Source organism: Nitrospira sp. Vd2 (assembly GCF_979581665.1).
In genome coordinates this window covers 94,943-106,338 of the sequence record NZ_CEFZSK010000038.1, presented here as the reverse complement: position 1 = coordinate 106,338, position 11,396 = coordinate 94,943, and the positions used below count along the sequence as shown (strand labels likewise).

The window sequence follows — 11,396 nt, the reverse complement described above, 5'->3', positions numbered from 1 at the left end:
AGCGTCTCGTCGGCAGTTGGGTCTCCTGACTCGCGGATCTTCGTTCGCCTGCGCCTTCCCGTCTCCAGGGCGATTCACGCCCGGCAAACAGTGGCAACGTGCAGGGTCACTCCCCGCTTACAGTGGCGGCACCGTGATGGCTTTGCACCATCTTCCCCGTCACTGCCGACTTCTTCTCAGCATTCCCTCTTCTTCGTACCCAGTGAATGAACGGAACGAACGGGTACCAATCCATCCCGCAGTTGACGAACCGGAACAGCGCCCGGCGTCCGGCGCGTCGGCAAGGTGACTCGCGGCAGGCCGGAGTCGGGATGCCGATCGACGAGTACTGTGCAGTGGAAGACCGATTCGAGCACGTCCGGCCTGACGACCTCCTCCGGCGTCCCGAGACGGACCGCTTGCCCCCGATCCATCAGCAACAGCCGATCGCAATACTGACTTGCGAGCGTGAGGTCATGAGAGATGAGCACGACCGTGAGGCCGCGCTCCTCGTTCAACGTTCGAAGAATGCGACAGATGTCGATCTGATGGCTGAGATCGAGGAACGAGGTCGGCTCATCCAGCAGCAGCACTCGCGGCTCTTGCGCCAACGCGCGCGCGATGACGGCCCGCTGCCGCTCGCCGCTCGACACGTCCTGGATCGACCGTTCCGCGAGCCCTTCGATGTCCAGGTCGCGCATGGCGGCCCACGCGACCTCCAAATCGGCGGCGCTCGCCAAACCAACGCGTCGTTCGCCGTGCGGAAACCGGCCCATCAGCACCGTTTCGAGGATCGTGAAAGGGAAGACCTGCTGATGCTCCTGCGGCACGAAGGCCACCTGGCGCGCCACGTCCCTCTGGGCCATGGCATGGAGATCACGTCCGAACAGTTCGATCGTGCCGCGTTGCGGGAGGAGCACTTTCCCGAGCAGCTTGAGCAGCGAGGTCTTGCCTGATCCGTTCGGCCCGACGATCCCCAGAACCTCGCCTTCTCGGACATCGAACGATACACCGTGGACCGCCCATGGCACCTCGGGCCCCGGGCGTCGTCGGTACGAGAACCGGACGTCGTGCGCGTGATAGGCGAGTGACACGCGCGTCATCGTCATCCTCATAGCCCTTGGCCTTTCCGCCGTACCAGCAGCCCAAGAAACACGGGCCCACCGATCAAGGCCGTGACGACGCCGACGGGAATCTCGTTGGGCGAGAAGATCGTCCGCGCGATCGAGTCGGCGAACGTGAGAAACATCCCGCCCACCAACGCAGACGCCGGCAGGAGCAATCGATGATCGGGACCGATCATCAGGCGCACGGCGTGAGGGACCACCATGCCGACGAACCCGATCAGGCCGCTCACCGAGACGACTGCCCCCGTGAGCAAGGCACCCACACCGAACACGGTCTTCTTGACGCGCTCGACGTCGACACCTAACGAGCGAGCCGGCTCTTCACCGAGCGTCAGAATATTCAATGCAGAGGCTTGAGCCGCAAGGGCCACGCCTCCGATGGTCAGGTAGAGAGCCACCACGGCAAGCACGGAATACGTCGGGGCGAGCAAGGTGCCCATCAACCACGCCATCATCCCGTATGAACGGTTGGGGTCCATGATGGAGGTGATGAACATGATCAGCGCGGAACAGATCGCGTTGAGGACCACGCCACCCAGCAGCAGCGTGTGGATCGGAAGATGGCCATAGGAGACGGCGATCCGATACACGACCGCGATCGACAACAGTGCGCCGGCAAACGCGTACAGCGGCAAGGTCGACAACGAAAAGACCGTCGTCCCGACTCCCAACAGCATGGCGACGGCCGCGCCGAGCGCCGCGCCGCTGGAGATCCCAAGGACGTAGGGATCGGCGAGCGGGTTCCTCAGCAGCGCTTGGAGTGTCACGCCGACTGCCGCAAGGCAGCCACCCACGGTAAACGCCAGCAGCACGCGCGGTAACCGGACGTGGACGAGAATCACGCCGCTCGTCCCGAGCGTGTCCATCTCGACAGAGCGCGCTTCGAGAATCCCATGAACCACCCGAGCGACATCGGCTAGCGGAATCGTTTCCGTCCCCATTCGGATCGCGGCGAGGCACACGACCGCGCTCCCCGCCACCAATACGAGCATGACCGTCATCCAGCGTGCGGAGGTCAGCGCCCCACGTACGCTCACTCCTGAGGGAATGGGGGAACTAGTCGTCGCCGTACCGACGGACGTCTCGCTCATCGTCAACCGCTACGGTGCGGGATTGGCGGCTCGTGCGGAGCCGGACAACTCCGGGTGAATGATGGCAGCCAGCGCGTCTAGGCCTTCGACGACGCGAGGACCGGGACGATTGAGGACATCACTGGGAACCTGATGAAACGCGCTCGCCTTGACGGCGCTCATACCGACCCACCGCTTCCAGAGATCCCGCTCGCCCTGCGGAATGCCCTCGGTTGAGCCGTGCGGAAAGATGATGAGCTGCGGGTCTTCCTTAAGCACCGCTTCGATGCTGAGACGCGGGTACGGCGTCGACGCCCCAGCCGCGACGTTCTGGCCGCCCGCGATCTCGATCAATTCATGGATGAAGCTCCCCGGGCCTACGGAGATCAACGGCTCCGTATTGAGGACATACAAGACGCGCAGTCGGGGCAGGCGTTCGGTCTTGGCTTTGACCTCCAAGATGTGTCGCCGGATCTCGAGCGCGACACGATTGGCCTCATCCGAGCGTCCCAGGATCCGACCGATCGTCTGCATCTCGGTTGGAATGTCATCGAGCCGCTTGGCGTCGATGACAAAGGCGGCAATCTTGAGCTGCTCGAGCTTGGCGAGAATGTCGGGCCGGATGAAGTCGCGCGGGGCCAGGACCAGATCGGGCTTGAGCGCGACGATCGTTTCGAGGTTCGGATTCGAGTAGGCGACTTTCGGTTTGGAGCGGGCATCAGGAGGATAATCGCAAAACTCCGTGACGCCCACGACGCGGTCCCCAGCGCCGATCGCGTACAGCGTTTCGGTCACGCTGGGCGCCAAGGAGACGATGCGCTGCGGCTCCTTTGCGAGATAGATTTTTCGGCCGAGATCGTCGACGAACGTCCGGGAGGCGACGTTCGCCATGAACGGCATACCGGTCAGGATTCCTTGCGGGCGACGCTTCATGTGCTCCGTGGCAGAAGGATCGGCGAGGACATGCCCGACGCTTGCCGCGAAGAAGCAGAGCGCGGTGATCGCAATCGGGCCGAGATGGCTGCGGCGCTTCGTCTCCAAAACAAAAAATCCTCAAGGCTGTGTGGCCCTGAGGATTGCACCCGCTCCTTCACCCTCAACCGTATCCCCAGCCTCGAGGGATGGACGGCCATCGTCCGGGCAGGTCTTCTGGCTTCTGGTTGGCTCTACTCCCCGCGCCTTCCCATCTTGGGGGCCATGCCTCCTCGACAGTGGCTCATGCGGGTTTCGTCCCAGTCACAGCGGCGGGACCGCGAGGGAGTCGCACCCTCTTCCCTACACCCGAACGGTTCTGTTGGCAGCACAATAGGAAAGTCGGGGGAGGCTTGTCAAGGCGAAAGTCGGTTCAGGCGCGGTCATAATGTGGGCTTGAGGACACCGCGCACATCGAGGCAGTTCAGACCATGGACGTGGACAGCTACGGTTTTCCGCTTATACTAAGGACACGAATCGTCGCGAGACGCCGAAGGGAATCGATGACTCACGTCCGAAACGAGCGAGGCAACGTTGCGGTGCTGGCGATCGTGCTGGTCCTCCTCGTGGGACTCATCGCCGCGCGTCAATTCTGGCTGTCCTCGCGCCACGCTCGACCGCCGCAACCTGCCACCGGTCCTTTACCGGCCGCTCCGACTCCACGCTTTACCGACGAGCGCATGCAGCTCGACTTGCGCCCCCCGCAACAACCGCCTTCCTTGCCGATCACGGACTACAGCGCGACTCTCACGGACATCGATCGGTTGATCAAAGACAACAAGCTCTCAGAAGCGCAGACCAAGCTGAGCGCCCTGCCGGCGGAGGCCCTGCGGGATCTGTCCGTCCGCATCAGCGTCTCTACACTATGGAACAATCTCGGCATGTCGCAGGCCAAATCGGAGCAGAGCCTTGGAGCCGCCACGGCCTCCTACAAAACCGCGCTCGCCGTGAATCCGAACAACCATACCGCCTATGTGAACCTCGTCGTGGGCTACTGGGCAGCAAAGGACCCCGCACTGACCGATGAGATGCTCCTGCAGGCGATTCGCCTCGTCCCGGACGATCCCATGCCGCATCTCATTCTTTCACGGCGATTGATCGAAAAGGACGACCTCGCGACGGCAACCACGCATCTCGAGCACGCTCGCGCTCACGCCGCCACGTCGCCGGAGACCCAACAATATTTTGACGCCCAGATCGCGTACATCGAGCGGTCGCGCAAATCCGAGCAGAAGTTCCAGGCGCGCGACAGCAGTCACTTCACGGTGAAATACGACGGCGGGGAGGACTATGCGGTCTGGACGCGGGTGCTCGAGATTCTCGAAGATGCGTATCGGGACATCGGCCGGCAATTAGGCCATTATCCCAGCTCGCCGATCCTGGTCGTGCTGCACACTCGTGAGCGGTTCCACGACGCGACGGGGGGTCCGGCCTGGTCGGACGGCCTTTTCGATCCGCTTCTGGGACGCATCAAGATTCCGACGCAAGGCGCGCTCACCGATCAAGCCTGGCTGACCCGCGTACTTCGGCACGAGTACGTCCATGCGCTGCTCCATGACCGGCTGACCGGCCACGGTATGCCGCAATGGCTGAATGAAGGATTGGCAATGCAGTTGGCCGGCGATCCGCCGCCCGACATCCCGGCGGTCGTGCGCGGGCAGGTCTCGCTCGTCAACCTGAGCTATTTGGAAGGGTCATGGGCGGGGTTCAATCCGTATCAAGCACAAATCGCCTATCTGGAAGGGAACTCGGCCACGCGGTACCTGATGGATCGCTTCGGGATGGGAATCGTGCGCGATCTCATCGAGCAATTGGCGAAGGGCGACCCGTTCCCCTCGGCGTTCAAGAATCGCGTCTACATTTCATTCGACGAATTCCAGCAGCGGTGGGTCGAGAATCTCAATCAAATGATCCGGAGCGGGCGCACATGACCGCTAGGACGGAGACACGCTCCCGAACCAGCGATAGCGATAGCGCGCAATCATGCGATAGGCGAGATGGGCGAGTGGGCGGAGAACCGGCAGGCGGAGGATGGATGCCAGCAGTCGGCCGCCTCGCACGCCAGGCAACAGCGCCAAAAAGGCCTCGAGCCCTTGCTTGATGGTCCCGTCCGACTCGATGAGAAACGCGACGTCCGGTCGGCCAGGACGATAGAGTGAGCCGAGACGAGACGCCGCTTCCTCGCTTTGATACGGCACCCACCGCACGTCCGTATCCATCTGTTCGACGCGTATGAATCCTTCCTTGGCCGTCACGCACAGCCGGCACTGCCCGTCATACACGAGGATCCGATCGGACGTGTCACCGGCTGCCGGTTGGCTTTTCACGGAGTCGGCCGTGCCCATCGTGGCCCTCAGCGGTCTGAAACTCAGGCGGCTGGCAGAGGTCTCAGCGAGATGCTAGGATGCCGCATGCGGACCCGGTTGGCGCAACGGCGGATGGCGTTCGCCCTCGTCGCCCTCGCTTGTTTCGCCGGCGTCTCCTGGTGGCTCCAAGGCCCGCCCACGCACCGCTCGGCGCTGAACCACTTCGTGTGGATGACGTTCCTCTTCGGCCTCCCGCTCGTGCTCGCAGCCGCCGCCCTCATCGGCGCGCGGTGGTCACTGATCGTAGGGGTAATGTACGGCACGATCGGCCTTGCTCTCGACATCTCGACGATCATTCAGGAGCTCTCGCGAGCGGACGAGGCGACGGTGGCCTTGTGGCTCAGCGTGATCACGGGCCTCGTCAACGCGCTGATCATCACGATCGGCGGCCACGGCTTCCTCGACGTGGGGCCGGCCACACCGCTTCCTGTATCCCCTCCTGCCAATCCCCCGTCCCCTTCTTCAAAGGAATCCCTTTGATCCGCTCGAATCCGGCCTGCCGAAGCCAGCCGGTCGTGTCGGAGATGGAATACGTGTTGCCTTCGTCGGTGAAGAGCAGCATCGTCACGGCAAAGAGATTTGCGTCGAGCGGATACAGGCCCTCGCGATCCAATAAGAACGCGTCCTGGATCAGGACCCGGCCGCCGGGAACCAGGGCCTTCGCCATCTTCTCGAAGATCAGTTGATTCTGCTCGGGCGAATAGATATGGAGCACGTTCGAGTACCAAATCACATCATAGGGTCCGGGAATATCTTCGGTCAGAAAATCCAGCGGCAGATACGACAGCCGTTTACCGTGCCGAACCTTCGCCGCGAGCTCCTTCGCCACCTCCAACGCCGGTGCCCGATCGGCCACGGTCGCCTCGAGCTTCGGGTTGCGCTTGAGAAATTCCAGCGCGTACGTCCCGGGGCCACCACCCAGATCGAGGAGCCGCGAGGCTCGACCCAACTTGATCTGCGCGGCAACGGCCGGCGCGATATCGACCGAGCGATGATGCATCGCCCAACTAAACTCCTTGCGGTACTCGGGGTCATCGGGCGGCGTGTCATCCTCAATCGGTTGACCTGTTCTCACCGACTCGGTCAGCTTGCCCCAATTCATCCAGTGATCGCGAATCAGGCTGAGATAGCCGCGCCGATACTCGGGACTGTTCGCGTTGAGCGCGGCCGCGGCAATGCGACCGTTCCGGTACTCCGGTCCCTTTTTCTGAAGCACGCCGGCGCTCGCCAAATTGCGACACAGAATACCGAGCCCACGCTCGCTGACCTGAAGCTGTTTGGCGAGATCCGAGATCGTCCAATTGCGGGTGCCGATGGCCGTGAAGAGATCCAGCTCGAGAGCGGTGAGAAGGACACGAGGCAATTGATAGCCGGAGACGAGGTCGCGAAACTGTTCGAAGCTCGCGAGCGGCTGGATGCGATGGGTCGTGGGGCGCGTCGCCATGGTCAGCGGGAAGATGTGAACTGCTCCCGGCACCAGTGGATCCGCCGCTTGACGGCATCCAAATCTTCAAAGTCGACGGGTTGCTGGAAGAGCACGGCCACGTGTTCATCGGTCATCTCCGTCGTCTCCTCGAACCCCGCGGCGGTCAGGACCTTCCGAAACTTGGACACGATCGGCTGGAGATAGTACTTGGCTTGCTTGGCCAGCTCGTCGGTCCCCAGATCCTCGGCCGTACCGTCCGACAACAGACTTTGAATATCGTCCATCTCCATCCCGATCTGGCAGATGAGGCGACCGTCGGGCGTCATCTCGAGCACCCAGCCGTCCTCTCCCAACGTCATGGCGAGCGCGCCGCCCGGTTCGAGCTCATACAACTCGGGTTCTTGGCAGCTCAGCTCGGCGCGCGTCTCTTGCCAAGAACGAGGTGACGCAGCACTCATCGATTCGGCTCCTCACAGGGAACGGGACGGTGATCGCGCGCGGCTGCCCGCGTGCGCAACGACTCGAGCCAGTTCGTGTTTTCCGCCAGCTTCGGCAACTGATACTTGCGATCGATCCGCACCACGCGCTCGAGCAACTCCACGGCTTCATCGAGCCGACCGGTCTGATCGTAGCACTGCGCCATCAAGTACCACGCGCCGCCCATGCGCAGCTCATCACTCATCCGTTCGGCGATCGCGAGGCTCGTACGGCAGCAGGCGAGTGCTTCCTCAGGCCGATGTTGCAGCAGATACGTGCGCGCCATCATGCGCCAGCCATCCGCCATGCCGCCGTGGTTCCCGGTCCGCCGCATCAAGGTCAGCGACTGTTCGTAGTACTGCATGGCTTCATCAAATCGGCCGTTTTCGCGCGCAACCAGGCCCAAGTCCGAAAAGAGCACGGCCTTGCCGGCAAGGTCCCCTGTGCGATTCATCAAGTCGAGGGCTTCCAGGTAATACGCCTTGGCGCGCTCCCATTCGCCGGCATCCGCGCGGAGATTGCCGAGATTCGCGAGCGTCGTGCCGATCCCGCGCTCGTCACCCAGAATCTTCTGCAGCTCCAGCACCTCCTGATAGTACGCCTGCGCCTGCTCACGGCGGCCGCTGACCGCGCAGATATTCCCGAGATTCCCCAGCGTGGCGACGAGCGCACGGCGGTCGCCGCTCAGCCGATCGCACTCCAGTGCCTGGATATAACAAATGTACGCCTGAGTGTAGTCGCCGCGGGCGAAGCGTTCATTCCCCTGCCGGTTGAGTTCTTCGGATGGCGAATGCATGGATCAGGTGAGGAATTTTTCGACGATCGGCTTGGCGCCGCTTAGGATTGATACGCCATCACCGACGAGGAGCGTGGTGAAATTGTACTTGAGCAACCGGCGCAGGCCCTCGCGTGCCTTCGCCGCATCAGGAAATTTCTCGGCCGGCAACATCGACACCGACCCGGGCGGCTTCCCGATCAGCGCGTCACCCACGATCACAATCCCGCCGCCTTGTTGCAGGTACAGCGCGCATTCGCCCGGCGACTTCTGGTCTTTGAGGTGCACCACCCAGAGACCGCCAGGTAACAATTCGCCATCCTTGTAGGTCTTGTCGGCTTTGATGTCCATCTGCGACGCGTCCAGTTCGGGCACCCAGATCTGACAGCCGAAGCGGGTCTTGCAGCTTGCGGCCTCGCGGACATGATCGCGGTTGGTGACGACGACGTAATCGATCCGGCCACCCCGCGCAATCTGCCCCGCGTCCTCCTCGGACATCGGCGGCGGATCGACGAGAATGCGATGCTCGCCGACCGCCAACAGCAGACCGTTGAAGTCCAACTGCTTCTCGGCCGAAAACCACGACCATTGCCAAATGTGGGGGAGCAGCTGCTTCATAACGACCCTACAGTCCCGCAACCGCCTCCTTGACCATCTTCTCGACCTTCGTCGCGATGCTCGCATCCTCGGCGAGATCGATGATGTCATCCTCGGGAACGGTAATGAATTTCCGATTCGCGCCTTTGGTCAGGGAGATCAAGAACATGCTGTTGGACGGGGTCACCGGAATGACGACTTGGACCCCGCCGTCGACCCGCCGCACCAGGTCGAGAAATTGCTGCTTCCCAGCCGCCCATTCATCCATGAGTCAACCCTTCCTGATCACAGCCCGCTGCTCGTGCCGCTGAGGAGCTTGTCCACTTCGGCAAGAATCACGTCCGATCCAGCGAGATCCATGTTCCCCACACGCTGCCAGCGAATGACGCCGTTCTGATCGATGATGTAGACGTTCGGAATGAAGCGCCCGCCGCCGTAGAGCTTATCGGTGGTCTTCCCCGGATCAAGCAGATACGGGTACGTCACTTTGACAGGGAAGTGCGAGAGAAACTCTGTCACCGCTTTCTTTGAATCCCCGCTGGAGTTCACGCCGACGACCACAACGTCCTTCCCTCGCGTCGCTTCATAGACCTTTTGCAAGTTCGTGCCCTGCATCATGCATGGCTCACAGATATGAAACAGCCCCAGAACCACGACCTTGCCTTTGAAGCTGTCGAGGGAGATCGTCTCGCCGTTCAACGACGTCAGTGTAAAGGTCGGGGCCTTCTCACCCGTCTTGAAAAAACTCTTCGCCGACACCGCCGACCAGACGCCAACCGCCAGGAGCGGAATCAGGAGCAACGCAAGCGTTCGTTTCATGGCACTCCTCCTTCACAGCACGTCGACGATGCAGGTATCCTAGCACGCGGTTTTTTTGATGAGCAACGACTCACTGAACGCCAAGTGGAAAATAGGAAAACAAGAGAGGCTGCTCAAAACGGTCCTTCTCACCCGCCCGCCCCAGCGCGCCAAGACGCGCCAGTTCCCGTGGCAAGGCCGCAGGCGAGCAGAAACCGGAGGCATTGATCTCACCCTCCCGGCCTCAGTCTGCCAAGACAGACTTTTCCCGTGCAGGGGTACGTTGAGGATTTCTGCGAGCCGAGAACGAAGCACGGGAGGACATGCGTCTTGGCGCATAGGGGTGGGCGGGTGCTCCCGAGGCCGTTTTCAGCAGCCTCAAAACAGCCCGAGCTGGAGCTCCTCCGCCTTCGTAAACGGAATCGGGTACTGCTCGGTGAAGCAGGCGTTGCAGTAATGATCGGGCTTGCCGGGTGAGGCGTTCAGCATGCCTTGCAAGCTCAGGTAGGCGAGGCTGTCGGCGGTGATGTACTTTTTGATCTCGGCCGTCGTGTGGCTCGCCGCGATCAGCTCCTTCTTGGTCGGCGTGTCGATCCCATAGAAGCAGGGCGAGACGATCGGCGGCGAGCTGATCCGCATGTGGACTTCTTTCGCCCCCGCGTGCCGGAGCATCTTCACGATCTTTCGGCTCGTCGTGCCGCGGACCAGCGAGTCATCCACGACCACGACGCGCTTCCCGGTCAGCACTTCCGGTACCGCATTGAGCTTGATCTTCACACCGAAATGGCGAATCGACTGTTCCGGCTCGATGAATGTGCGGCCGACGTAGTGATTGCGGATGAGCCCGGTCTCGAACGGAATGCCGGAACCCTCGGAATAGCCGAGCGCTGCGGGCACGCCGGAATCCGGCACGGGGATCACGATATCGGCTTCCACCGGCGACTCCAACGCCAATTGTCGCCCCAAGGCCTTTCGAGTAGCATAGACGGTATGCCCGCCGAAAATTTTGCTGTCCGGTCGCGAGAAGTACACGTACTCGAACACGCACATGGCGGGTTGGGCGTGCACGAAGGGTTTGTGCGAGGTGACACCCTTGTCATCGAGCACGACGACCTCACCGGGCTCGACATCCCGGACATATTCCCCCCCGATCAAATCGAACGCGCACGTCTCCGAGGCCACGGTCCAGCTATCCCGCACCCGGCCCAGACAGAGCGGCCGGAGGCCGTAGGGATCACGCGCCGCGATCACGGACGTGTCGGTCAGCAGAACGACCGAGAAAGCTCCTCGGACCTGGCTCAGTGCATCGATGATTCGCGCCAACAACGAATCGGCGCGCGAATGTGCGATCAAGTGCACGATGACCTCACTGTCCGTCGTGGACTGAAAGATCGCCCCGTACGCCTCGAGCTCATTGCGCAGCATTGCGGCATTGATGAGGTTGCCGTTGTGGGCGAGCGCGAGATTGCCGAACGCGAAATTGACCACCAACGGCTGGACGTTCTTGAGATTGCTGGCCCCCGCCGTTGAGTAGCGGTTGTGCCCGATCGCCATGTGGCCCGGTAGATTCTTCAACACCTGTTTGGTGTAGATGTCGGCGACCAGTCCCATGCCCTTCTCTGTGTAAAAGTGCTCGCCGTCAGAGGAGACGATGCCCGAGCCTTCTTGCCCGCGATGTTGCAACGCGTAAAGCCCGAGATACGTCAGGTTCGCGGCTTCCTTGTGGTCATAGATTCCGAACACCGCGCACTCTTCGTGCAGTTTGTCCGGCGTCTTTTCGGGCATGATCAGCGACATGGACATTCGTGC

Annotated in this window: 13 protein-coding genes and 2 riboswitches; of the genes, 2 read left to right on the top strand and 11 right to left on the bottom strand. The window is 61.9% G+C overall.

Annotated elements, in window-relative coordinates; genetic code table 11:
* Nucleotides 1-18 precede the first annotated feature (18 nt).
* A riboswitch (cobalamin riboswitch) is annotated at nucleotides 19-182 on the bottom strand.
* The 3 genes from AC1U7K_RS15135 to AC1U7K_RS15125 all read right to left on the bottom strand — a co-directional run bounded on the left by AC1U7K_RS15135 (nucleotide 177) and on the right by AC1U7K_RS15125 (nucleotide 3,217).
* On the bottom strand, nucleotides 177-1,082 hold the full coding sequence (locus tag AC1U7K_RS15135) for an ABC transporter ATP-binding protein (RefSeq protein ID WP_480252362.1): 906 nt from the start codon (nucleotides 1,080-1,082) through the stop codon (nucleotides 177-179). Its footprint overlaps the riboswitch before it by 6 nt.
* An 8-nt stretch (nucleotides 1,083-1,090) precedes the next feature.
* Nucleotides 1,091-2,098 (bottom strand): FecCD family ABC transporter permease, encoded by a 1,008-nt coding sequence (locus AC1U7K_RS15130; RefSeq protein WP_480252361.1) that lies wholly within the window; start codon nucleotides 2,096-2,098, stop codon nucleotides 1,091-1,093.
* Between the two features lie 108 nt (nucleotides 2,099-2,206).
* On the bottom strand, nucleotides 2,207-3,217 hold the full coding sequence (locus AC1U7K_RS15125) for an ABC transporter substrate-binding protein (RefSeq protein ID WP_480252360.1): 1,011 nt from the start codon (nucleotides 3,215-3,217) through the stop codon (nucleotides 2,207-2,209).
* An 81-nt stretch (nucleotides 3,218-3,298) separates the two neighbouring features.
* A riboswitch (cobalamin riboswitch) is annotated at nucleotides 3,299-3,476 on the bottom strand.
* A gap of 175 nt (nucleotides 3,477-3,651) precedes the next feature.
* Here AC1U7K_RS15125 and AC1U7K_RS15120 point away from each other — a divergent pair.
* Nucleotides 3,652-5,079 carry a gluzincin family metallopeptidase gene (locus AC1U7K_RS15120; RefSeq protein WP_480252358.1) on the top strand — a complete coding sequence of 476 codons (1,428 nt, stop codon included), beginning with the start codon at nucleotides 3,652-3,654 and terminating at the stop codon, nucleotides 5,077-5,079.
* Between the two features lie 3 nt (nucleotides 5,080-5,082).
* Here the strand turns inward: AC1U7K_RS15120 and AC1U7K_RS15115 are convergent, their stop codons facing one another.
* Nucleotides 5,083-5,493, bottom strand: a complete 411-nt coding sequence (locus AC1U7K_RS15115; RefSeq protein ID WP_480252357.1) for a thiol-disulfide oxidoreductase DCC family protein — start codon at nucleotides 5,491-5,493, stop codon at nucleotides 5,083-5,085.
* A 66-nt stretch (nucleotides 5,494-5,559) separates the two neighbouring features.
* Between AC1U7K_RS15115 and AC1U7K_RS15110 the strand changes: the two genes are divergently transcribed.
* Nucleotides 5,560-5,994 carry a hypothetical protein gene (locus AC1U7K_RS15110; protein ID WP_480252356.1) on the top strand — a complete coding sequence of 145 codons (435 nt, stop codon included), beginning with the start codon at nucleotides 5,560-5,562 and terminating at the stop codon, nucleotides 5,992-5,994.
* Here the strand turns inward: AC1U7K_RS15110 and AC1U7K_RS15105 are convergent.
* The 7 genes from AC1U7K_RS15105 to purF all read right to left on the bottom strand — a co-directional run bounded on the left by AC1U7K_RS15105 (nucleotide 5,891) and on the right by purF (nucleotide 11,384).
* Entirely contained in the window at nucleotides 5,891-6,991 is a 1,101-nt protein-coding gene (locus AC1U7K_RS15105) for a class I SAM-dependent methyltransferase (protein ID WP_480252355.1), read from the bottom strand. The two genes, AC1U7K_RS15110 and AC1U7K_RS15105, sit on opposite strands and share 104 nt — an antisense overlap.
* Nucleotides 6,961-7,398: a hypothetical protein gene (locus tag AC1U7K_RS15100; protein WP_480252354.1), complete on the bottom strand. Its 438-nt coding sequence runs from the start codon at nucleotides 7,396-7,398 to the stop codon at nucleotides 6,961-6,963. Before AC1U7K_RS15100 ends, AC1U7K_RS15105 begins: the two co-directional genes overlap by 31 nt.
* Entirely contained in the window at nucleotides 7,395-8,213 is an 819-nt protein-coding gene (locus AC1U7K_RS15095) for a tetratricopeptide repeat protein (RefSeq protein WP_480252353.1), read from the bottom strand. The genes AC1U7K_RS15100 and AC1U7K_RS15095 overlap by 4 nt, the downstream gene beginning before the upstream one ends.
* A gap of 3 nt (nucleotides 8,214-8,216) precedes the next feature.
* Nucleotides 8,217-8,810 (bottom strand): MBL fold metallo-hydrolase, encoded by a 594-nt coding sequence (locus AC1U7K_RS15090; protein ID WP_480252352.1) that lies wholly within the window; start codon nucleotides 8,808-8,810, stop codon nucleotides 8,217-8,219.
* 7 nt (nucleotides 8,811-8,817) lie between these two features.
* The gene (locus AC1U7K_RS15085; RefSeq protein WP_480252351.1) at nucleotides 8,818-9,057 is read right to left on the bottom strand and encodes a hypothetical protein; all 240 of its coding nucleotides are present in this window, start codon (nucleotides 9,055-9,057) and stop codon (nucleotides 8,818-8,820) included.
* A 17-nt stretch (nucleotides 9,058-9,074) separates the two neighbouring features.
* Nucleotides 9,075-9,608, bottom strand: a complete 534-nt coding sequence (locus AC1U7K_RS15080; RefSeq protein ID WP_480252350.1) for a peroxiredoxin family protein — start codon at nucleotides 9,606-9,608, stop codon at nucleotides 9,075-9,077.
* A 357-nt stretch (nucleotides 9,609-9,965) separates the two neighbouring features.
* Nucleotides 9,966-11,384 carry an amidophosphoribosyltransferase gene (gene purF, locus AC1U7K_RS15075; RefSeq protein WP_480252473.1) on the bottom strand — a complete coding sequence of 473 codons (1,419 nt, stop codon included), beginning with the start codon at nucleotides 11,382-11,384 and terminating at the stop codon, nucleotides 9,966-9,968.
* Nucleotides 11,385-11,396 lie beyond the last annotated feature (12 nt).

What these genes read in the sequence shown, in the direction of transcription:
- AC1U7K_RS15135 (WP_480252362.1), bottom strand. Translation starts at nt 1,082, where the DNA reads ATGACGCGCGTGTCACTCGCCTATCACGCGCACGACGTCCGGTTCTCG.
- AC1U7K_RS15085 (WP_480252351.1), bottom strand. Translation starts at nt 9,057, where the DNA reads ATGGATGAATGGGCGGCTGGGAAGCAGCAATTTCTCGACCTGGTGCGG.
- AC1U7K_RS15095 (WP_480252353.1), bottom strand. Translation starts at nt 8,213, where the DNA reads ATGCATTCGCCATCCGAAGAACTCAACCGGCAGGGGAATGAACGCTTC.
- AC1U7K_RS15120 (WP_480252358.1), top strand. Translation starts at nt 3,652, where the DNA reads ATGACTCACGTCCGAAACGAGCGAGGCAACGTTGCGGTGCTGGCGATC.
- AC1U7K_RS15130 (WP_480252361.1), bottom strand. Translation starts at nt 2,098, where the DNA reads ATGCTCGTATTGGTGGCGGGGAGCGCGGTCGTGTGCCTCGCCGCGATC.
- AC1U7K_RS15115 (WP_480252357.1), bottom strand. Translation starts at nt 5,493, where the DNA reads ATGGGCACGGCCGACTCCGTGAAAAGCCAACCGGCAGCCGGTGACACG.
- AC1U7K_RS15110 (WP_480252356.1), top strand. Translation starts at nt 5,560, where the DNA reads ATGCGGACCCGGTTGGCGCAACGGCGGATGGCGTTCGCCCTCGTCGCC.
- purF (WP_480252473.1), bottom strand. Translation starts at nt 11,384, where the DNA reads ATGTCGCTGATCATGCCCGAAAAGACGCCGGACAAACTGCACGAAGAG.
- AC1U7K_RS15090 (WP_480252352.1), bottom strand. Translation starts at nt 8,810, where the DNA reads ATGAAGCAGCTGCTCCCCCACATTTGGCAATGGTCGTGGTTTTCGGCC.
- AC1U7K_RS15100 (WP_480252354.1), bottom strand. Translation starts at nt 7,398, where the DNA reads ATGAGTGCTGCGTCACCTCGTTCTTGGCAAGAGACGCGCGCCGAGCTG.
- AC1U7K_RS15080 (WP_480252350.1), bottom strand. Translation starts at nt 9,608, where the DNA reads ATGAAACGAACGCTTGCGTTGCTCCTGATTCCGCTCCTGGCGGTTGGC.